This window comes from Arthrobacter sp. KBS0702, from assembly GCF_005937985.2.
Lineage (GTDB): Bacteria > Actinomycetota > Actinomycetes > Actinomycetales > Micrococcaceae > Arthrobacter.
Map to the genome: position 1 here is coordinate 3,030,472 of NZ_CP042172.1, position 20,918 is coordinate 3,051,389.

Annotated in this window: 21 protein-coding genes; 6 read left to right on the forward strand and 15 right to left on the reverse strand. The window is 68.2% G+C overall.

Going from position 1 to position 20,918, the window contains the following annotated elements; genetic code table 11:
- The first annotated feature begins 45 nt into the window (after positions 1–45).
- Positions 46–666, forward strand: a complete 621-nt coding sequence (locus FFF93_RS13980; protein ID WP_261375148.1) for a hypothetical protein — start codon at positions 46–48, stop codon at positions 664–666.
- Positions 667–892: 226 nt separating this feature from the next.
- Entirely contained in the window at positions 893–1,756 is an 864-nt protein-coding gene (locus FFF93_RS13985) for a hypothetical protein (RefSeq protein ID WP_138768378.1), read from the forward strand.
- 46 nt (positions 1,757–1,802) lie between these two features.
- Here FFF93_RS13985 and FFF93_RS13990 read toward each other — a convergent pair whose 3' ends face one another.
- Together FFF93_RS13990 and FFF93_RS13995 are read right to left on the reverse strand one after the other, a co-directional pair.
- Entirely contained in the window at positions 1,803–2,498 is a 696-nt protein-coding gene (locus FFF93_RS13990) for a redox-sensing transcriptional repressor Rex (protein ID WP_138768377.1), read from the reverse strand.
- A 102-nt stretch (positions 2,499–2,600) separates the two neighbouring features.
- The gene (locus FFF93_RS13995) at positions 2,601–2,873 is read right to left on the reverse strand and encodes a glutaredoxin family protein (protein ID WP_138768376.1); all 273 of its coding nucleotides are present in this window, start codon (positions 2,871–2,873) and stop codon (positions 2,601–2,603) included.
- Between the two features lie 162 nt (positions 2,874–3,035).
- On the opposite strand from FFF93_RS13995, the gene FFF93_RS14000 reads away from it, so the two are divergent.
- Complete coding sequence (locus tag FFF93_RS14000; protein WP_138768375.1) at positions 3,036–3,854, forward strand: HAD family phosphatase; 819 nt, start codon at positions 3,036–3,038, stop codon at positions 3,852–3,854.
- Positions 3,855–3,926: 72 nt separating this feature from the next.
- Here FFF93_RS14000 and FFF93_RS14005 read toward each other — a convergent pair whose 3' ends face one another.
- From FFF93_RS14005 to FFF93_RS14015, 3 genes are all read right to left on the reverse strand, one after another.
- Positions 3,927–4,025, reverse strand: coding sequence for a 30S ribosomal protein bS22 (locus tag FFF93_RS14005; protein WP_003792170.1), 99 nt, complete (start codon positions 4,023–4,025; stop codon positions 3,927–3,929).
- 194 nt (positions 4,026–4,219) lie between these two features.
- Complete coding sequence (locus FFF93_RS14010) at positions 4,220–4,432, reverse strand: helix-turn-helix domain-containing protein (protein ID WP_138768374.1); 213 nt, start codon at positions 4,430–4,432, stop codon at positions 4,220–4,222.
- Positions 4,433–4,635: 203 nt separating this feature from the next.
- Positions 4,636–5,748, reverse strand: coding sequence for a 3-deoxy-7-phosphoheptulonate synthase (locus tag FFF93_RS14015; protein WP_138768373.1), 1,113 nt, complete (start codon positions 5,746–5,748; stop codon positions 4,636–4,638).
- Positions 5,749–6,040: 292 nt separating this feature from the next.
- Here FFF93_RS14015 and FFF93_RS14020 point away from each other — a divergent pair, with 292 nt between their 5' ends.
- Positions 6,041–7,399 carry an alpha-hydroxy acid oxidase gene (locus FFF93_RS14020; protein WP_315851455.1) on the forward strand — a complete coding sequence of 453 codons (1,359 nt, stop codon included), beginning with the start codon at positions 6,041–6,043 and terminating at the stop codon, positions 7,397–7,399.
- 3 nt (positions 7,400–7,402) lie between these two features.
- On the opposite strand, the gene FFF93_RS14025 is transcribed toward FFF93_RS14020, so the two are convergent.
- Positions 7,403–7,945 (reverse strand): helix-turn-helix transcriptional regulator, encoded by a 543-nt coding sequence (locus FFF93_RS14025; RefSeq protein WP_138768372.1) that lies wholly within the window; start codon positions 7,943–7,945, stop codon positions 7,403–7,405.
- 88 nt (positions 7,946–8,033) lie between these two features.
- Positions 8,034–9,257, reverse strand: coding sequence for an acetoin utilization protein AcuC (locus FFF93_RS14030; protein WP_138768371.1), 1,224 nt, complete (start codon positions 9,255–9,257; stop codon positions 8,034–8,036).
- A gap of 100 nt (positions 9,258–9,357) precedes the next feature.
- On the opposite strand from FFF93_RS14030, the gene FFF93_RS14035 reads away from it, so the two are divergent.
- Both FFF93_RS14035 and FFF93_RS14040 read left to right on the forward strand, forming a co-directional pair.
- A complete protein-coding gene (locus FFF93_RS14035; protein ID WP_138768370.1) occupies positions 9,358–10,788 on the forward strand; it encodes a TrkH family potassium uptake protein in 1,431 nt (476 codons plus the stop codon).
- A 40-nt stretch (positions 10,789–10,828) separates the two neighbouring features.
- On the forward strand, positions 10,829–11,467 hold the full coding sequence (locus FFF93_RS14040; RefSeq protein ID WP_186372291.1) for a TrkA family potassium uptake protein: 639 nt from the start codon (positions 10,829–10,831) through the stop codon (positions 11,465–11,467).
- Positions 11,468–11,485: 18 nt separating this feature from the next.
- On the opposite strand, the gene FFF93_RS14045 is transcribed toward FFF93_RS14040, so the two are convergent.
- From FFF93_RS14045 to topA, 8 genes are all read right to left on the reverse strand, one after another.
- Positions 11,486–13,012, reverse strand: a complete 1,527-nt coding sequence (locus FFF93_RS14045; protein ID WP_138768368.1) for an FAD-dependent oxidoreductase — start codon at positions 13,010–13,012, stop codon at positions 11,486–11,488.
- An 18-nt stretch (positions 13,013–13,030) separates the two neighbouring features.
- On the reverse strand, positions 13,031–13,609 hold the full coding sequence (locus FFF93_RS14050; RefSeq protein ID WP_186372165.1) for an HhH-GPD-type base excision DNA repair protein: 579 nt from the start codon (positions 13,607–13,609) through the stop codon (positions 13,031–13,033).
- 56 nt (positions 13,610–13,665) lie between these two features.
- A complete protein-coding gene (gene proC, locus FFF93_RS14055) occupies positions 13,666–14,499 on the reverse strand; it encodes a pyrroline-5-carboxylate reductase (protein WP_138768367.1) in 834 nt (277 codons plus the stop codon).
- Between the two features lie 239 nt (positions 14,500–14,738).
- Entirely contained in the window at positions 14,739–15,080 is a 342-nt protein-coding gene (locus tag FFF93_RS14060) for a YciI family protein (protein ID WP_138768366.1), read from the reverse strand.
- Between the two features lie 102 nt (positions 15,081–15,182).
- Positions 15,183–16,202: a Ppx/GppA phosphatase family protein gene (locus tag FFF93_RS14065; protein ID WP_138768365.1), complete on the reverse strand. Its 1,020-nt coding sequence runs from the start codon at positions 16,200–16,202 to the stop codon at positions 15,183–15,185.
- Between the two features lie 66 nt (positions 16,203–16,268).
- Positions 16,269–16,718 carry an SseB family protein gene (locus tag FFF93_RS14070; RefSeq protein WP_138768364.1) on the reverse strand — a complete coding sequence of 150 codons (450 nt, stop codon included), beginning with the start codon at positions 16,716–16,718 and terminating at the stop codon, positions 16,269–16,271.
- Between the two features lie 130 nt (positions 16,719–16,848).
- Complete coding sequence (locus tag FFF93_RS14075) at positions 16,849–17,799, reverse strand: hypothetical protein (protein ID WP_261375149.1); 951 nt, start codon at positions 17,797–17,799, stop codon at positions 16,849–16,851.
- Positions 17,800–18,026: 227 nt separating this feature from the next.
- A complete protein-coding gene (topA, locus tag FFF93_RS14080) occupies positions 18,027–20,756 on the reverse strand; it encodes a type I DNA topoisomerase (RefSeq protein ID WP_138768363.1) in 2,730 nt (909 codons plus the stop codon).
- Positions 20,757–20,918: the final 162 nt, after the last annotated feature.

Sequence of the window (20,918 nt, forward strand, 5' to 3'; positions counted from 1 at the left end):
CGGGGCCGCTGGAAAGCACTGAGGCCGCGGTCTAAAGTGAAATTCATGAGCACTACCGGCGACGCCCCCGAACCCGAGCAGCCGGATGACAATTCCCAGGATCAGGGCCGTGTCCCGCCGGAACCCGGGCAGCCCGGCGCGGAGCAGCCTGAACCCGGGCAGCCGGGCGGGCCCGGGTTGCCCGCCGGCTCCCGTTTCCGGGTGCCGGCGCACCGGCCGCGGACGTTCAACGAAGTCCTGCCCTTGGGTGGCTATTCCGGGATGTTCACCGTCCCGGCGATGCCCACGGAGCTGACAATCTCCTATTGGGTGTGGGTGATCGGCGGCCTGCTGGGCCTGCTCGCAGGGGTGATCGGGCTCTTCGGCGCGCTCGTGCTGTTTGTGGTCTCGCCACCGGCGGGGATTCTGCTCCTGCTGTTGGTTCTGGTCGCCCTCGCGCTGGCCGGTGCCCAGATCACGCTCGCGATGAAGATGAAGGAGGGCTGGGAATGGGCGCGCTTCGCCCTGACCATCGCCGCCGGCGTCAGCCTGGTGCTCGCAGCCGTGAGTGCCGGCGTGGCTGGCGGCGGCAGCTGGCCGGGTTTCCTCATCAGCCTGGCCGCGACCGTGCTGATGTGGATGCCCAACTCCCAGCCGTGGTTCTCCGCGGAGAATGGCCGGTTCTAGGCCTCGGCCAAGTGAAGGGATCTCGGCCCGGGCCAGGTCCCCACCGCCGGGTCCGAATGTTGAGCCCGCTGGCCCCTGCGTCGCGCGGAAATGCGGCTGAGAATACCGCTGCCGAATCACCCAAACCGCCGCGGGCCCGGGGTACGGTGGAGTTAAACCACGCTGGGGGCAGGTTTTAGGCACTGGTCCCGGTAGTCCAACCCGCCATCGAATGCAAAGGACCGCCATGAGTAACCCGCCAGTCGAGCCTTCCGGTCCGGAGGGACCCGAGTCGGGCAAGCAGGCTCCGCAGTACGGCCAGAACGCGCCCCAGTACGGCCAGCAGCCGCCGGCGCCGCAATACGGCCAGCAGGGCCCGCAGTACGGCCAAAACGCGCCCCAGTACGGCCAGCAGGCCCCGGCTTACGGTCAGGGCCAGTACGGCCAGCAGGCCCCGGCTTACGGTCAGGGCCAGTTCGGCCAGCAGCCGCCGGCTTACGGCCAAAACGCGCCCCAGTTCGGCCAGCAGCCGCCGGCTTACGGACAGGGCCAGTTCGGCCAGAGCCCCTACGGCCAGTCGCCGTACGGGCAGTACCCCTCGGAGCTCCCCACCGGGGGCGCCGGGGCCCGGCCGTCCCAGCTTGACCTGGCCTTCTGGCTCATCATCGGCGCGGGCGTGCTTTCCCTCATCAACAGCCTGGTTGTTTCCTTCTCCGGGGCCGGGTACTTCGAGACCGCCATGCAGCAGGCGGCCGCCCAGCAGGGCCGCAGGCTCACGGCGGACGACCTCGGTGCGATGCGCACCATCATCCCGGTCAGCGGCGTCATCGGCGGCCTGATTTCCTTCGGGCTCTACTCCCTGGTAGCTTTCCCGGTCCGCAAGGGCAAGAACTGGGCCCGCATCCTGGGGACCGTCTTTGCCGCGTTCTCGCTTCTGGGCCTCTTTGGCGGCATGTTCGCCTTCGGCGTCCTGTCCGGCGTCCTGCAGCTCGTCGTGATTCTGATGGGCGTGGCCGGCATCGTGATCCTGTACCTGCCGACGGTGGCTCCGTACTTCCAGAAGCAGCAGCCCTTCGCCAACCCGTATTCGCAGAACCCTTACGGCCGCTAGTCCAGGGCCCCGCCAACGGGCGCAGCATCCGGACCGCCGACGGAATCTAGTCGGCGTCTTCCGGGTCCTGCGCTCGTTGTGCGTGGTAGGCGAGGATCTGCAGTTCGGTGGCCATATCCACCTTGCGCAGGTTTACTCCCGGCGGGACCTGCAGCATGACCGGGGCAAAGCTGAGGATGCTGCGCACGCCCGCGGCCACCACCCGGTCGCACACGCCCTGCGCCACCGCCGCGGGGAGGGCCAGCACCACCATATTGGCGCCGGTGCGGTGCAGCACGGCTTCGAGGTCGGCGGCGTCGCTCACCCGCAGCCAGCCCACCTCGCTGCCCACCACCATCTGGTCGGCGTCGAAAATCGCCACGATGTCAAAGCCCCGGGATTCGAACCCGCCGTACCGGGCGAGTGCCTTGCCGAGGTTGCCGGCGCCGACGATCGCGACCTTCCAGTCGCGGGTCAGGCCCAGCGCGGCGGCAATATGACGGTTCAGGTACTGGACTTCATAGCCCACGCCCCGGGTTCCGTAAGAGCCAACGTAAGAGAGGTCCTTGCGGAGCGTGGAGGAGCTGACGCCGGAGGCCTCGGCCAGCGACTCGGAGGAAACCCGGTCCACGCCCTCAGCCAGCAGGGTCGTCAGGGCGCGCAGGTAGATCGTCAGCCGGGCCACGGCCGCGGGCGGGATCTGCTTGGCCGCAGTCCCGGCTCCCCCGGGCAGGGCGTCGGGTGATGAATCCAGCGAGGTCACTATCTGCTCCGTTGCGTCGCGTTGTGACTCCACTCTAGAGCCCCCGCAGTTCGGGCCACAAAGCAGGCGCCGGCTGCCCCGCGGGCCCGGGTCCGGGCGCGCTCAGGCGGGACGCTCCAGTGCCCGCCGCAGGGTCCTGGCCAGCCGTACCTCGTCGATCCGCCAGAAATCCCGCTGGACGCCGTCCACTAGCAGCACGGGAATCTCTTCGGCGAAGCGCTCGCGCAGCTCGGCGTCGTCGTCGATTGACCGCTCCGACCAGCCCAGCCCCAGCGCGGCAGTCACACGGCCGACGGCGTCGCGCGCGTCGGCGCAGAGGTGGCAGTCAGCCTTGGTGATGAGGACTACTTCGGGAGGGGACGCGGGTGTGGCCATGGATCCACCGTAGCCCGGCGCGCCGCCCGACGTCGACGCGTCCGGTTCAGCATCACGATTCGGGGCGTGCTCCGTCCCGTGTGCCGTTCCGGGCCCGGTCCCAGGCGGTGCGGCGGGGGCCGATTGCGCGTGGGAATCCCCGGCATTGACTAGACTCGGTGCATGCCCGAGGAGAAGATCGTCGCCGCGGCCACGAGGCCGGTTGCGTCAGCGCAGCACGGCGAGGCCGCTTTCTTCGACGTCGATAACACCCTCATGCGGGGAGCGAGCCTGTTCCACGTGGCCCGAAAGATGTACCAGCGCGGGGCGTTCACAATCCCGCAGGCAGCCGGTTTTGCCTGGAAACAGCTGATGTTCGTGTTCCGCGGCGAAAACATCGACGACGTCCACGCTGTCCGCGACACCGCCCTGAGCCTGGCCTCGGGTTTCACCGTGGAGGACATCGCGGCCCTCGGCGAGGAGGTCTACGACGAGATGATCGAGTCGCGGATCTGGCCCGGCACCAAGGCGCTGGCCGAACAACACCTGCGCATGGGCCGCCCGGTCTGGCTCGTTACGGCCACCCCGATCGAAGTCGCCACCGTGATCTCCACCCGGTTGGGCCTGACCGGCGCGCTCGGCACCGTCGGCGAAATCCGCGACGGCTCCTACACCGGACGGCTCGTGGGCGAGATTCTGCACGGGCCGGCCAAGGCCGTGGCCGTCCGTGGGATCGCCGAGGCCGAGGGCCTGGACCTGAACCGCTGCTGGGCCTACAGCGACTCGCACAACGACATTCCGCTGCTGAGCATGGTGGGCCACCCCGTGGCCATCAACCCCGATGCCCGGCTGCGCCGCCACGCACGCGAACACAACTGGCCGGTCTACGACTTCCGGTCCGGACGCCGGGCGGCGACCCTGGGCCTCAAGGCCGCGACGGTGGGCGGGGCCGTCTACGGCCTCTGGCGGGGCTTCTCCCGCTTCCGCGGCCCGACGGTCTAGCCGCCCTCGTCTGGGCAAAGAAAATGCCCGCTGCCGGAAAGGCAACGGGCATTGACGCTGGACGAAGTATCTCTACTTCTTGTTGCGACGCTGGTGGCGCGTCTTGCGAAGCAGCTTGCGGTGCTTCTTCTTGGCCATACGCTTGCGACGCTTCTTAATAACTGAACCCACGAAAGTTCCTTACCGGCTAGATGCAGTACCTGCCCGTTGGGAAAGGTCCGCGGGCTAAGCAAGCGAACTGAACAACTGACAGGTTCTTACAATGACGTAAAACGTTCCTTAACAGGGTACCGCCTATCCGGGGCACACCACGACCGCAGGCCCCGCGAGGGGGTCTGCTGCGGCCCGGTGCGACAGCAGAAGACTCAGGCCGTCTCAGTATGTCCGTCGACAACAGCACCCTTGAGGTACTGTTCGACGGCGTTTTCCGGAACCCGGTAAGAGCGGCCAAAGCGCACCGCCGGCATTTCGCCGGAGTGCACCAGGCGATACACGGTCATCTTTGATACCCGCATGACATCCGCGACCTCGGCCACGGTGAGAAAGCGCGCGTTGGAGAAGTTGGCCTCCGAAGACATTTCCCTTATTCCTTTTGCTCAAGCGAACGGCTGCCCCGTCTGAACGACATGGCGGTGTGCCGATGCTGAGCCATCAAACAACCATGTGCTAGATACTCTAGGGGTTCGTGGTGCCAATGTGAAAGGTTTCCGCAGGAATCTGTCAAGGATTTCCGCAGGAACTCTCCACCGGCCGACGTCGGGCCCGCCCGAATCCGGCCGCCTCAGCTCCGCGTGCGCCGGGTGCGCGCCGACGCCGCCAGCTGGCCGAGCACCGAGGCGGTAACATCCCAGTCCATGCAGGCGTCCGTGACGCTCTGGCCGTACACCAGTTCGTCCCTTCCGGCGGCATGGTCGGCGACGTCCAGGGCCTGCGCCCCGCCGACCAGGAAGCTTTCCAGCATGACGCCGGCGATGGCCGACGCGGAGGCGCCGCCGTCCTCGAGCTGGGCGCCGATCTCGAGCGCAACCTCGGCCTGCCGGTGGTGGTTCTTGCCACTGTTGGCGTGGGAAGCATCCACGATCAGCCGCGGGTTCAGCTGCCGGGCGGCGAGCCGGGCGGAGGCGTCCCCGACGTCGGCGGCGGAGAAGTTGGGCCCGTCGCTGCCGCCCCGAAGGATGATGTGGGTATCCGGGTTGCCCGCGGTGCTCACGAGGGCGGCGCGCCCCTCGTCGTCGATCCCCAGGAACGCCTGGGCGGCGCCCGCTGCGCTGCAGGCGTCGAGCGCTACCTGCAGGCCGCCGTCCGTGCCGTTCTTGAAGCCGATCGGCATGGAGAGTCCGGAGGCGAGCTGGCGGTGGATCTGGCTTTCCGTGGTCCGGGCCCCGATGGCCCCCCAGGCCACGAGATCGGCCATGTATTGAGGGCTGATCGGTTCGAGGAATTCCGTGGCCGTGGGCAGCCCCAGGGCGGTGACCTGGCGCAGGAACTGGCGGGCGGCGCGCAGGCCGGCGGCAATGTCGTGGCTGCCGTCGAGCCGCGGGTCGTTGATCAGGCCCTTCCAGCCCACCGTGGTGCGCGGCTTCTCGAAGTACGTCCGCATGACGATCAGCAAGTCTTCGCGGTGGCGTTCGGCCTGGCTGACGAGGCGGCGGGCGTATTCCAGCCCCGCTTTCGGGTCGTGGATGGAGCACGGGCCGACGATCACCAGGAGCCGGTCATCAACGCCGTCCAGGATCGCGCGGACCTCGTCCCGGGCGCGTCCGACGACGTCCGAGCCACGCGCGTCCAGCGGGAACTCCGCGATCATTTCCTGCGGGGTGGGCAGCGCGGTGAATTCGCTAACCCGCAGGTTAGAGGTGGACTGCTGGCTGGCGGGGGCTGCTTCGATGCTCATGGTTCGGGTCCTGTTCCGGGGTGCGGAGCGGGCCCTGATCAGAACCCGCCGGAAAAATGGCGAAGGGCAGAGAATGATCTCTGCCCTGTTGGCTCTGAAGGTGTGTGGATGCGTGTCAGTTAGACGCGGGCCCCTCCAGAGCCAACGAAAAATACGCATACCAACGGTTTGTCATGCCATCGACCATATCCCCGGCCCAGCCGGGAGGGCAAAGCGGGTCCGTAATATTGCGACGGCGTCCCTTAGAGTGTGGTTGGACCACAGACTGTGACGAGACGCACCGGAGGCAGCAATGACGCAACCCCCAATCACCGGCAACCCCGAGGCCCCGACAACGCCGGAGGACACCGCCACCAGCCATCACACCGACGGGACGCCCTCCGGCGGCGCGGACCATGGCGCAGTGCCGGCCGCCGGCCTGCCTGCCGCCCTCCGGCGCCGGGTGCCGAAATACGCCGACCTCGCGCCGCTGATGCAGTTCAAAAAGCCGGAGTTCGGCCGCGAGGCGAGGCTGGGCCGGGCCAGCACTATCTGGGACCTCCGGGAGATGGCCAAGCGGCGCACGCCCAAGGCGCCCTTCGATTACACGGACGGCGCGGCCGAAGCAGAGATCACCCTGCGCCGGGCCCGCGAGGCGTTCCTGGACATCGAGTTCCGCCCCGGCATCCTGCGCGACGTCTCCAGCGTGGACCTCAGCACGGAGATCCTGGGCAAACCCTCCCGGCTGCCCGTCGGCATCGCGCCCACCGGCTTCACCCGGATGATGCAGTCAGAGGGCGAGTACGCCGGATCGCAGGCCGCAGCTGCCGCCGGCATCCCCTACACGCTGTCCACCATGGGCACGGCCTCCATCGAGGATGTGGCCGCCGCCGCTCCGGACGGCCGGAACTGGTTCCAGCTCTACCTCTGGACCGACCGGGACCGGTCGCTGGAGCTGATCGAGCGCGCGGCCCGGGCCGGCAACGACACCCTCATGGTCACGGTGGACACCGCCGTCGCCGGCGCCCGCCTCCGCGATGTCCGCAACGGCATGACCATCCCGCCGGCGCTGACCCTGAAGACCGTGCTGGATGCCTCCTACCGGCCGGCGTGGTGGTTCAACTTCCTCACGCATGAGCCCCTGACCTTCGCCTCGCTCTCGCGCTATACCGGGACCGTGGCGGACCTGATCAACTCCATGTTCGATCCCACCCTGACGTTCGAGGACCTCGACTGGCTGCGCGAGACGTGGAAGGGCAAGCTGGTCGTCAAGGGCATCCAGACCGTTGACGACGCCCGCAAGGTAGTCGACCACGGCGCCGACGGCGTGGTGCTCTCCAACCACGGCGGACGCCAGCTGGACCGCGCCCCGATCCCGTTCCACCTGCTCCCGGACGTCTCGGCGGCACTCCAGGCCGACAACAGCGACGCGGCGGTCATCCTGGACACCGGCATCATGAGCGGCGCGGACATCATCGCGGCTCTGGCCCTCGGCGCCGACTTTACGCTCGTCGGCCGCGCCTACCTTTACGGCCTGATGGCCGGCGGGCGGGCGGGCGTGGACCGGGCCATCGCGATCCTGGAAAAAGACATGCTCCGCACCATGGCGCTGCTGGGCGTCAGCAGGATCTCCGAGCTGACCCCGGACCACGTCCGGCTGCTCAAGAACTAGCCGCTACTTCTTGCGGCCGAACTTCGGCAGGTTGGCGAGCAGGTCCGCGGCGCGGGTGGCAGCGCGCCCCACCGTGCGGCCGATCTGCTGCGGCCGCTTGTCCTCCCCGGCGGTCCCGACCGGCAACGCGACGGCCGGACTCAGCGTGCTCCCTGCGGGGACCTCGGGGAGCGCCGGAGCAGGCGCCGCGGCGCTCACGCTGGCGGCGAGGCTGTCCGGGGCCGCCTGCGTGCGGGCAGCGGCGACCGGTTCGGCAGCGGTCGCCGACCCGGCTGCAGCCGGACGGCCGACGTCGAACGTCTCCAGCCAGCTGGCGACGCCGGCCAGCGGCTTGGGGTTCAGGGCGTAGTAGCGTTTCTGACCCTGGGCGCGCATGCTGACCAGGTCCGCTTCGCGCAGGACCTTGAGGTGCTTGGAAATGGTGGGCTGGCTAGCCTCGAGCTCCTGGACCAGCTCCCCCACCGCTTTGTCCCCCTCGCGGAGGGATACCAGAATGTCACGCCGGGTTGCCTCAGCAATGACGGCAAATACGTCGTCGGTCACCATGTCCTCCACACTAGCGACATATACGCCAGATGGCATCCACTATTTGCTGGCGTCCGTGAGGCCCCATGCCGGCAGGCCGCAAAGCCGCCTAGTCGAACCAGGGATCCAGGCCGTAGAGCGGGAAAACTTCCTTGCGGGTGGCCATGACTGTGCGGTCCACCTCGTCGTTGGGGTCGAATCCGACCTCCCACGAGCGCCACCAGACGTCGACGTCGTCGCCCATCACCCTGGGCGGTTCGACGCCGTACTTGGCGCCGTACTTTTCCTGCACATAGCGCCGCCAGTCCTCCGGGACGGGGGTCCGCAGCGGGACCGGCCGGCCGGCCGCAATCGCGATCAGGTGGCTCCACGAGCGCGGGACCACCGTAATGACGTTGTAGCCTCCGCCGCCGGTCGAGATCCAGCGGTTTTCGCAGTAACGGGCCGCGAGGTTGCCGATCGCGGTGGCCGCCTCGCGCTGCCCGTCCACGCTGATGTTCAGGTGCGTCAGCGGATCCAGGCGGTGCGAGTCGCAACCGTGCTGGCTGACGATGACCTCCGGCTCAAACGCGCCGATGAGCTGCGGGACGACTGCGTGGAAGGCCCGAAGCCAGCCGGCATCCCCGGTTCCGGCCGGCAACGCCACGTTGACGGCACTGCCCTGGGCATTCGGTCCGCCGATTTCATTGGCGAAGCCCGTGCCGGGAAACAGGGTCAGCCCGGTCTCATGCAGGGAGATAGTCAGCACCCGTGGGTCATCCCAGAAGATGCTCTGCGTCCCGTCGCCATGGTGTGCGTCGACGTCGACGTACGCCACCCGCTGCACGCCGCCGTCGAGCAGCCGCTGGATGGCCAGGGCGGCGTCGTTGTAGATGCAGAAGCCGCTGGCCCGCTCTCGGGCCGCGTGGTGCATGCCGCCGCCGAAGTTCACGGCCCGGACGGCGCTGCCGTCCAGGACCGCAGCGGCTGCGAGCAGGGAACCGCCGGCCAGCCGGGCGCTGGCCTCATGCATGCCGGCGAAGGCCGGGTCGTCTTCGGTGCCCAGGCCGCGTTCTAGGTCCGGGGCGTCCGGGTCCGCGGAGACGCGGCGGACAGCGGCAATATATTCCGCACTGTGCACCGTTCCCAGTTCCTCGTCGGTGGCCACCAGGGGCGCCGCAACGGACACGTGCCCCAGGTCCAGCAGCCCGAGGCTGCTGGCCAGCCGCGCGGTGAGTTCCATCCGCTCCGGCGCCATCGGGTGGCTGTGGCCGAAGTTGTACGCCGTCATGGCCGAATCCCACACCACCGTCGTCGGCAGGGCGGTCTGGGCGAGTCCGGGCAGGAATGTCATCAATCACAGGCTACCGGAGGGCACCGCCAGTCCCCCGTCGTTGCGCGGAATATAGTGGTTTACTACTGAGGACGCCGTTTCAACCGAGGACAAGCCCCACATGACGCAAAGCCAGTCGAGGTCACCGAGCCCCGCCGGCTGGCACCCCGGCCAGCCGGAGCGCGAGGGACTCTGGATCTTCACACGGTTGCGCGACTTTATCGACAACATCGCCAACACCTCCCCGGCCCGCCTGGCGGTCTCGGCCTTCGCCGTGGTGGTCCTGATCTTCACCGCCCTGCTCTCCCTGCCGGTGTCCTCGGCCGCCGGCCAGGCGACACCCCTGCACCAGGCTCTCTTCACCGCGGTGTCGGCGGTGTGCGTCACCGGATTGACCGTTGTTTCCACCGCGGTGCACTGGTCCTTCTTCGGCCAACTGGTTATTCTGGTCGGCATTTTCGTTGGCGGCCTCGGCACCCTGACCCTGGCGTCGCTGCTGGCGCTAATGGTCAGCAAGAAGCTCGGCGTCCGCGGCAAACTGATCGCCCAGGAGGCCATGAACGCCGGGCGCCTCGGCGAGGTCGGCACCCTGCTGCGGATCGTCATCGTCACCTCGGTGGTGATCGAGGCGGCGCTGGCCGCGGCGCTGATCCCGCGATTCCTGGCGCTGGGCGAAAGCTTCGGCCAGTCCGTCTGGCACGGCGTCTTCTATTCCATTTCCGCGTTCAACAACGCCGGATTCACGCCGCACTCGGACGGCATCGTGCCGTACGAGACGGACCTGTGGATCCTCGTCCCGCTGATGATCGGCGTCTTCCTGGGCAGCCTGGGCTTCCCGGTGGTCATGGTGCTGCAGCAGAACGGGCTGAACTGGAAGAAGTGGAACCTGCACACCAAGCTGACCATCCAGGTCTCGCTGATCCTGCTGGCCGCCGGCACCGCGCTGTGGGGGCTGATGGAGTGGGAGAACATGCGCACCATTGGCGGCATGAGCCTGGGCGACAAGGTCACGCACTCCCTCTTCGCCTCCGTGATGATGCGCTCCGGCGGTTTCAACCTGGTGGACCAGAACCAGATGGACTCCACCACCATGCTGCTGACCGACGCGCTCATGTTCGCCGGTGGAGGCTCGGCGTCGACGGCCGGCGGCATCAAGGTCACCACCATCGCGGTGATGTTCCTGGCGATCATCGCCGAGGCCCGCGGCGACGCGGATGTGAAGGTCTACGGCCGCACCATCCCGGAGGGCACGATGCGGGTGGCCATCTCGGTCATCGTCGCCGGCGCCACCCTCGTGGCAGTCTCGGCCCTGCTGCTGCTGCAAATCAGCGGCGCGTCCCTTGACCGGGTGCTGTTTGAAACGATTTCCGCCTTTGCCACGGTGGGCCTGAGCACCAATCTCAGTGCCGAACTGCCCCCGGCGGGCGTCTACGTCCTCACCGTCCTGATGTTCGCCGGCCGCGTCGGCACCGTCACCCTCGCCGCTGGACTGGCCCTGCGCCAGCGCAGCCAGTTGTACCACTACCCGGAAGAGAGACCGATCATTGGCTAGTTCCTCAGGCGCCGTCAACCGCCCCGCCCACAACGCGCCCGTGCTGGTGATCGGGCTGGGCCGCTTCGGCGCATCCACCGCAGAGCAGTTGGTCAAGCAGGGCCGCGAGGTGCTGGCGATCGAACGCGACCGGAGCCTCGTGCAGAAGTGGGCCAGCGTGCTGACCCACGTCGTGGAGGCCGACGCGACCAATATCGATGCCCTCCGCCAGCTCGGCGCCCAGGAGTTCAGCTCCGCCGTCGTGGGCGTCGGCACCTCGATCGAGTCCTCCGTGCTGATCACGGTCAACCTCGTCGACCTCGGCATCGAACACCTCTGGGTCAAGGCAATCACGCCGTCGCACGGCAAGATCCTGACCCGGATCGGCGCCAACCACGTGATCTATCCGGAAGCCGACGCCGGTGTCCGGGCCGCGCACTTGGTTTCGGGCCGCATGCTGGACTTCATCGAATTCGACGACGACTTCGCGATCGTGAAGATGTACCCGCCGCGGGAAACCGTAGGCTTCACCCTCGACGAGTCCAAGGTGCGCTCCAAGTACGGCGTTACGATCGTGGGCGTGAAATCCCCGGGCGAGGACTTCACCTACGCCCGGCCCGAGACGAAAGTGTCCGCACGGGACATGCTGATCGTTTCCGGCCACGTGGACCTGCTGGAACGGTTCGCCGCGAGGCCTTAGTTCCGGCGGCGGGATGGGCTAGGCGCCGCCCCGGCCTGAGCCCGTGGCATCCGGGGCCGGGCTGGGGGCCAGGTTCCTCGTGGCCGGCCCCTGGATGACGGTGCCGTCCGTGGCGAACCGGGAGCCGTGGCAGGGGCAGTCCCACGTCACGTCCGTCGGATTGAACTCGACGGTGCAGCCCAGGTGCGTGCAAACGGCCGAGACCGCCTGGACCTCCCCCGCGGGGCTAAGGTACACGGCGGTCTTGGCGCCCCCGGCGTCCACCACCGTCCCTTCGCCCGGAGCGATGCCAGCCGGCACAGCACGCGCCGGCGCCCCTTCGGCCAGCGGCTCCCCCGGCGGGGGCGGCACCTCGCGCCGCGCACCGCCGCTGCGGTTGCTGTCGAACACTGCGGCCCACGGGTTGGCGGTGCCGCATAGGGTGTCGCGGAGGATCAAGGCAGCGGCGGTGCCGTTGGTGAGGCCCCATTTGCGAAGCCCGGTGATCACGTGGACATGCCGGGACTCCGGACCCATGAGGCCGACGTAGGGCAGCCCGTCGTCAGGCATGGCGTCCTGGGTGGACCAGCGGAAGGCAATCTCCCCGGCGCCCAGGCGGTCGCGGGCAAAGGCGGCGAGCCGTCCGTCCCGCTCGGCGGAATTAACGCTCTCGGTGGCCGGATGCCCTTCACCGCCGGCCAGGACGTAGCTGACACCGTCGACGTCGACGGTCAGGATGGAGCGCATCGGCTCCTCCACGCTGACAAAGGTTGCGTCCAGCGGAGGAGCCGCGCTCCGGCCCGCGACGATGTACGAGCGGTGCGCGTAGCATCGCCGGGCGAACAGGCCGTTGTCCCCGAACGGCAGGTTGGTCGCCACAATGATGTCCCGGGCCCGGACCGATCCCCGCTCCGCGTCCACCATGGCCGGGGAGCCGTCCCGGAAACCCGTGGCGGGCGACTCCTCGAAGACGAAGCTGCCGTCCCCGTGCACGGCGCCGGCCAGGCCCTGCACGTACCTGAGGGCGTGGAGCTGGGCCTGGCCGTCGAAGCGGACCGCGCCCCGGACGGGGAAGCGCAGCGGAACATCCGTGGTGAAGGACGCCGGCAGCCCCAGCCGGTCGGCCAGCGCCGCTTCCTCCCGGACCAGCGCCAGCGCCCGCCCGGATTCGGCGTAAGTGTAATTGGCCACCCGCCGGAAGCCGCACTCGATTCGCTCCGCCGCCACGACGCCGGCAACGTGTTCAATTGCTGCTTCGTTGGCCTGCCCGTAGACGCCGGCCGCGTGGACGCCGTGACGGGCCGCGAGCTCGGTGTAGGCCAGCCGGTGCAGGGAGGTGACCTTGCCCGTGGTGTTTCCGGTGACGCCGGTGCCCACCCGCGCGGCCTCCAGCACGGCGACCGTCAGATCGGCCCGTTTCAGGGCCAGCGCGGCGGTCAGTCCAGCGATGCCGCCGCCAAGCACGGCAACGTCAACGTCAACGTCCGCATCCAGGGGCGCGTAAGTGTCGGCGCCGCCGGTGGCAGCCCAGAGCGAAAGAAGGCGGCCTGCCGGCTGTTCAGTCACGGTCCCGACCTCCACGCACTAGGTTCCCTTTGAGGCCTTCGCGGCGGCCTTGGCTGCCTGCTTGCTGGCCCGCACCTTGGTCAGCGACTCCGGGTCCACAATGTCGGCGACGGACAGGAAGGCGTCCTGCTGGCCGTAGTGGCCGGCGGCCTCGCGCCAGCCCGCAGCCTGGAGCCCGCACTGCTTTCCCAGCAGCGCCAGGAAGATCTTTGCCTTCTGTTCGCCGAATCCCGGCAACGCCTTGAGCCGGCGCAGCACCTCCGGCCCGTCCGGGTCATCCTGCGTCCAGATGGCCGTCGCGTCACCGTTCCAGTCACGGTGCACCGTCTCCGCGAGGGCCTGGACCCGGCCGGCCATTGATCCGGGGAACCGGTGGACGGCCGGGCGCTCCTTGAACAGCTCGACGAATGCCTGCGGATCGTGTTCGGCGATGGCGGCCGGATCCAGGGAACCGAGGCGCGTCCGGATCTTCTCGGGGCCGGCAAACGCCGACTCCATCGTCACCTGCTGGTCGAGCAGCATGCCGGTGAGCAGCGCAAACGCGTCATCGCTGAGTAGTTTGTCCGCCGCGGGGTCCCCTGTGATGTGCAGTTCCATGGATCCTATCCTGCCACCGGGTGCCGTCCGCGTCATGGCCTACGGCCGAGGCGCCGCTAGCCGAGCTGCTTGGTGATCTCCGCGGCCCGCTCGGCGGCGGCACGGGCGCCGTCGGCGATGATCGCCGGGAGGCCCCGCTCGTCAAAGGTGAAGATGGCCCGCTCCGTGGTGCCGTTCGGGCTGGTCACGGCCTTGCGCAGCGCGGCCGGGTCGGCGCCGGGCTCGGCGAGCATGAGCCCTGCACCGGCCACCGTTTCGCGTGCCAGCAGCAGCGAGAGCTCGGCGTCCAGGCCCAGTTCCACCCCGGCCGCCGCCATCGCCTCGGCCAGGTAGAACGCGTAAGCCGGGCCGGAGCCGCTGATCGCGGACAGCGCGTCGACCTGCTCTTCGGGAATCTCGACGACGGTGCCGACGGCCGCGAAGATGTCCTTCGCCTGCTGGAGCTGCGCCGCCGAGCAGTGCTTCCCGGCCGAGACCGACACGACACCGCGGCCCAGCCTGGCGGGAGTGTTCGGCATGGCGCGGATTACCGGCTGTCCGGCCGGCAGTGCCGCTTCCAGCTGCTCGAGCGACACTGCCGCCGCGACGCTGACGACGATGGTGTCAGGCGAGAGCGAGCCGCTGATCTCGCGGGCCAGGTCCGCGATGCCCACCGGCTTGACGCCCAGGACGACGACGGCGGCACCGGTGGCGGCCTGCGTATTGTTTTCCGGTTCTTCTTCGCTGGCGATGGCCGTGATGCCGTGGTGCCGCTCGGCCAGCTCGGCGGCCCGTTCGGCCCGGCGGACCGTGGCGACGACGTCGGCGGGGTCCGTCCCGCCCGCGATCATGCCGCCCATGATTGCCTCGTTCATTGACCCACAGCCCAGGAATGCGATTCGGTTGCTCATGTCCCCCATCATTGCAGTCCGCCCCGATTCACAGCCAGCTCACATCCTCAGCGCAGCTTGCTCCCAAACTCCGCGAATAACGTGGGTACTACCTCATTGAGGGTGCGAGTGATGATAGGCAGTCATGCGGATGTCTGCCCGGCACCGGGGGTCTGCAGCGGGTTTCCCCCATTTTCCCGCAGCAGACCCCCGGTGCGTTCTCTTTTTAACAATCTGTTTCGCCCCGGGACGGCTGATACTTAGTGCTGGATAGGCCGCACTTCGATGGGAAGGGTGGTGGCCCGGGCCAGTTTTCCGGCCCAGCCGAGCGCCGCGTCCAGGTCCGGCGCTTCAATGACAGTGAAGCCGCCGAGGTGCTCCTTCGCTTCGGCGAACGGCCCGTCCGTCATGAGCGTCTCCGTGCCCTGCTGCCGCACGACCGTGGCTGTGTCGGTGGGGTGGAGCCCCGCCGCGAACACCCAGGCGCCGGCAGCCTTCATCTCGCGGTTCAGGGCCTCCAGGTCCGCCATGATGGGCGCCAGGACCTCCGGCGCCGGAGCCGGGCCGACGGGCTGGAAAACGCTGAGCAGATACTGTGCCATGGTGCTGTCCTCCTTGATTGACGGGCCGGTTCCTTACCGGCCTCCCACCAACTAGACGAACGGCCCGCGTCCGGTTCGACACTGGGCGACGGCGGACCGTGCCTACGCCGCGTCCGGCCCCTCGGCGCTCGGCGACTGCGGCTCGGCCGGTTCGTCGGCCAACGCGACGTGCGGCGCGGGCTCCAGCGGGCCCTCGGAGACCAGTTGGTCCAAGCGGCGAAGGATCAGGCCCTCGCGCAAGGCCCAGGGACAAATCTCCAGGCTCGGAAACTCAAACATTTCAAGGGCCGCCTCGGCCACGAGCGCGCCGGCCAGCAGCTGGGGGGCACGGGCCTCCGAGACGCCGGGGAGGTTCAACCGGTCCTCCACCTCCATGGCGGAGATCCGCTGCGCCCAGAGTCCCAGGTCCGTGGCGTGGAGCTCCCGCTTGACGTAGGGCCCGGCGCCGCTGGGCGCGGCCCCGGCGATGCGGGCCAGCGAACGGAACGTCTTGGAGGTCCCGGCCACGTGGTTGGCCTTCCCTAGCTTGGCGATGTCCCGGACCGCCGGCTTCAGGGTGCTTCGGATGTAGCGGCGAAGCTCCTTGACGCTCTTCGCCGACGGCGGGTCCTCCTGCAGCCAGTCGCGGGTGAGCCTGCTCGCCCCGAGCGGGACCGACATGGCAAGTTCGGGGAGTTCGTCCTCCCCGTAGGCCATCTCAAAGGAACCCCCGCCGATGTCCAGGTTCAGCATGGGTCCTGCGCCCCAGCCGTACCAGCGGCGGACCGCGAAGAACGTCATCGAGGCTTCTTCGCTGCCGGTCAGTTCCCGGAGCGTGACGGTGGTTTCGTCCTTGACGCGGGCCAGCACGGCGGGTCCGTTGGGGGCCTCCCGGATCGCGGAGGTACAGAACGCCAGCAGGTCCTCGGCGTTGTGCTTCGCCGCGAACTCCCACGCCTCAAGGACGAACTCGATCAGTTCGTGCTGGCCGGCGTCGTTGATATTGCCATCCGCGTCGAGGAACTGCACCAGCGAGAGCGGACGCTTGTGCGAGGCGAACGGGACCGGGCGCGCGCCGGGGTGGGCATCCACCAAGAGGAGGTGGACGGTGTTTGAACCGATGTCGAGGACGCCAAGACGCATAGGGCCATTATTGTCCCCGGAGTGGCCGTGCCCTAACCGGGCGTCCTGCCCCGGCCGTCAACGCGGCTAGGCCTGGTCGTTGCCCTGGTCCGCGCCCGGTTCCTCGTCGGACGGCTTGAAGTCGCGGCGGATGTTGGCCACACCCTCCGGATCGATTTCGAAACCGTACACTGCACCGGGGTTGATAACCATGCCAAGCTCGTCGCCAAGGTTGCCGATGATCGCCGCGCCCTGGGTGCCCAGGACGTTCGGCGCCGCGGCGAGGTACTGCTCGGTGACGCGGCTCGGGTGCGAGAAGACGGCCAGCACAGGCTTGCCGGCGGAGTTCGCCAGCACCAGCGGCTCGACCTGGGAATCGGGGCCCTCGATCGTGTCGGTGCTGACGATGTACACCTCGTTGTTGAGGAACGCCAGGATGACGTCCACCGGGTTGGCGTCCGGCTGCTCCCCCCGGGCGAGCTTCTCTTCGAGGTCGTTGAGCGGCTGGTTGTCCAGGTGTGCGGGCTGTTCAGTCATGTTCCTACTCGATCACGTTGCGCCGGGCACCGCAAACCCTCCGCGCCCGGGCGGCCGGTTCACGGGTTCCATCCACGCTCGCGGTTTGGACACCGCGAGCCCGGCTCAAAGCCGCGAGCAGGCGGCCATCTCAGCGCCCGAGCACCCGAAGCAGCCTCGTCTTCAGCTCCTGCTCGCGGAACAGGTCCCGCCATTCGACCCGGATGAACTTCCAGCCCAGTTCCATCAGGGCCTTCTCGCGGCGCCGCTCCGCAAAAATGGCCTCGGCGGTAGGGGCGTAGTTGAAATATTTGCCGCGACCGTCAAACTCCAAAGCCACCCGCCGCTCCGGCCACGCGCAATCCAACCTGCATATCCCCAGCCGCGTCCGCACCTCGAACTGGAGCTGCGGAGAAGGAAGCTTCAGCCGCCTGACCAGGTCGCGGAGAAGGGTTTCACCCGGCGACTCGGACAGCGGATCCGCATTGGCAACAACCTTCTTCAGGGTCGCGACGCCCGGTGCCCCGCGGAGCCGGGCGCACTCCAGTTCCACCGCCTCCCGGCCGGCCCCGAGCCGCAAGGCATGGTCCATCAGGATCAGTCCCTGCGCATAGTTCAGGACGAGGCAGCTGTCTGCGGCCGTTCGGGCCAGCGACGTAACGCGATGCCCTGCCACGTGCACGACGTCAGAGGGACCCAGCGCACGGGTATGCGCCCTGACATCGCTCGCGTGGCCGCCGGACGAGGGAAGAAACGGCACCGTGAGGTGGATGGTGTCGTCTACTTTCCAGAGAAAGAGTCCGTGAAGCCGGGCTGCCGTGGTGTGGCTGAACACGTAGGCGCCCGTTGAGCTCGTCAGGCAGCGGTGTGCGTAGGCCTCGATCCGGCAGCGCGAGGCACCATTCGCATCGAGTGCTGCCCAGAAGGAGCGGCGGACGTAGCACCCCCGGCGCAGTTTGACGAGGGTGCCGTCGGCAGCCAACTGCAGGATCTGCGGTGCGGACAGGCCTCGGTCCAGCAGTTCCTCGGTGCGCCACAGATTGGCGGCTTCGGGAAGCTTTGTGGTCAGGGCTGCTGCCGAAGGTACCGGGTCAGGTGTCAACGGCCGGGCCGGGCGTCAACGGCCGGGCTGGCTCCGCGGCCCACACAGCGGCGAGGGGATCCTCACGCTGGGCTGCAGGGTATTCCATGGCGCCAGCCTGATGCCGCTGCCACCTGTCCGAAAGTCCGCGAACCACCTATGTGCACAACGACTCGCGGGTTCCGTCCGCCGTCGACGTTTTGACACGCCGAGTCGGGACGGAACCCGCGAGCGGGAGCGAAATGCCCTTACTTCTTGGCGGGGGCTTTCTTGCGGGCGGGGGCCTTGCGGGCCGTCGTCGTGCGCTTGACCGGACCCTTGGCGCGCTTCTCGGCGAGGAGTTCGACGGCCTGTTCCCGGGTCAGCTCCTCGATGGAGGTGGACCGCGGCACCGTGATGTTGGTGACGCCGTCGGTGATGTACGGGCCGAAGCGGCCTTCCTTCACCACGATGTTCTTCTCCGAGACCGGATCCGGGCCGAACTCCGCCAGCGGCGCGACTGCGGCGCGGGCGCCGCGCTGCTTGGGCTGCGAGTAGATCTCCAGTGCCTGCTCCAGCGTGATGGTGAAGATTTCCTCCTCCGACCCGATCGACCGGGAGTCCGTGCCCTTCTTCAGGTACGGACCGAAGCGGCCGTTCTGCACGGTGATCGGGTTGCCGTCCGCGTCCTGGCCGAGGACGCGGGGCAGGCTCATCAGCTGCAGCGCCTCATCCAGGGTGACGGTGTCCACGCCCATGGAGGCGAACAGCGACCCGGTGCGGGGCTTGGCCTTGACGGGCTTCTTCGGCGGCTTCGGCTTGCCGTTCTTGTAGTACTCCACCGGCTGGTTGGCGAGCTGCTCCTCGGTCATCTCGGGGATGATCTCGGTGACGTACGCCCCGTAGCGGCCATTCTTGGCCACGATGGTGTGCCCGGTGTGCGGGTCCTCGCCGAGCACCCGTTCCTCGGGAGCGGCGGTCTCCATCAGCTCGATCGCCTTGGCGGCGGTGAGCTCGTCCGGGGCTAGGTCCTCGGGGACGTTGGCGCGGGCGGACTCGACGACTTCGCCGGTCTTCGGGTCCACGGTGGGGACTGAGCTCTCCAGGTACGGGCCGAACTTGCCGACGCGCAGCGTGATGCCGTCAGTGATCGGGATGGAGTTGATTTCGCGGGCGTCGATCTCGCCCAGGTTGTTGACGATGCTCAGCAGCCCGGGCTCGGAATCCGCGCCGAAGTAGAAGTGCTTGAGCCAGGCGGGTCCGGCTTCCTGGCCGTTGGCGATCTTGTCCAGGTCGGCTTCCATGTCCGCGGTGAAGTCGTAGTCCACGTAGTCGTGGAAGTGCTGTTCGAGCAGCCGGATCACGGAGAACGCGATCCAGCTCGGGACCAGGGCTGAGCCCTGCTTCCGGACGTAGCCGCGGTCCTGGATAGTGGAAATCGTGGAGGCGTAGGTCGACGGGCGGCCGATGCCCTTCTTTTCCAGTTCCGCGGTCAGGGACGCTTCGGTGTAGCGCGGCGGCGGCGAGGTCTCGTGCCCGACGGCGACGATCTCCGACGCGGTCAGGGCGTCGTCCTTGGCCACGTTGGGCAGCCGGCGCGCTTCCTCGGAGTCCTCGTCCCCGCGGCTCTCGTCCTTGCCTTCCTCGTAGGCTGCGAGGAAGCCCGGGAAGGTGATGACGGTGCCGGAAGCGGAGAATTCGGCGTCCCTGCCGTCGGTAGCGACGGCGCCGAGGCGGATGGTCGCCGTCGAGCCCTTGGCGTCGGCCATCTGCGAGGCGACGGTGCGCTTCCAGATCAGCTCGTAGAGGCGGAATTCGTCGCCGGAAAGCTGCTTCGCGACCTGCGCCGGGGTGCGGAAGGAGTCACCGGCGGGACGGATGGCCTCGTGGGCCTCCTGCGCGTTGGCTGCCTTGCCGGAGTAGACGCGGGGCGAGGCCGGGACGTACTCCGGGCCGTAAAGCTCGGAGGCCTGGCGGCGCGCCGCGGTGATGGCCTCGTTGCTCAGTGCGGACGAGTCCGTACGCATGTAGGTGATGTAGCCGTTTTCATAGAGCCGCTGGGCCACCTGCATGGTGCTCTTCGAGGAGAAGCGCAGCTTGCGCCCGGCCTCCTGCTGCAGCGTGGAGGTGGTGAACGGCGCCGCGGGGCGGCGGGTGTAGGGCTTGGTGTCGACGGAGCGGACCCGGAAGTCCGCGTCCTGCAGTCCGGCGGCCAGGGACGCCGCACGCTCCTCGTTGAGGTGCACGACGTTGCGTGAGGTGAGCTCGCCGTCGTCGTTGAAGTCCCGTCCGCTGGCGACCTTGGAACCGTCGACGGAGGCAAGCTTGGCCTTGAACGAGCCGGATTCCGCACCGAACTGGCCGGTCAGGTCCCAGTAGGCCGCGGACTTGAAGGCCATCCGTTCGCGTTCGCGGTCCACGACCATGCGGGTCACCACGGACTGCACCCGGCCGGCGGACAGGCCGCGGGCCACCTTGCGCCACAGCACCGGGGAGATCTCGTAGCCGTAGAGCCGGTCCAGCACGCGGCGGGTTTCCTGGGCGTCGACCAGGTCCTGGTCCACGTCGCGCAGGTTGTCCATGGCGCGGTGGATGGCTTCCTTGGTGATTTCACCGAAGGTCATCCGGTAGACCGGGACCTTGGGCTTGAGCACTTCGAGCAGGTGCCACGCGATGGCCTCGCCCTCGCGGTCCCCATCGGTTGCGAGATAGAGCGCGTCGGCGCCCTTGAGCTGGGCCTTGAGTTCGGCGACTTTTTTCTTCTTGTCCGGGGACACCACGTAGTACGGCTTGAAGTCGTGCTCGATGTCGACGGCGAACTTGCCCAGCGGCGTTTTCTTCAGGTCTGCAGGGAGCTCCGAGGGCTGCGGAAGGTCGCGGATGTGACCGATGGAGGCCTCAACGATGAAACCTTCGCCCAGGTACTTGGCGATGGTCTTGCTCTTGGCGGGAGACTCCACAATCACGAGTTTCTTGCCGGTGGGGGCCTTGCTTGGCACGGTGCTCCTACAGAAAAAGGTTGCTCGGGCAGATGCGCCCATACCCGCCTAGTTCACCATATTTTGCAGATTCCCGCGCATCCGTGCCCGAAATCCGTACCTTCGGGCGGCCGCTAGTAGGCATTGGGCAGCGTCACAAAGAATTCGACCGTTCCGCAAGTC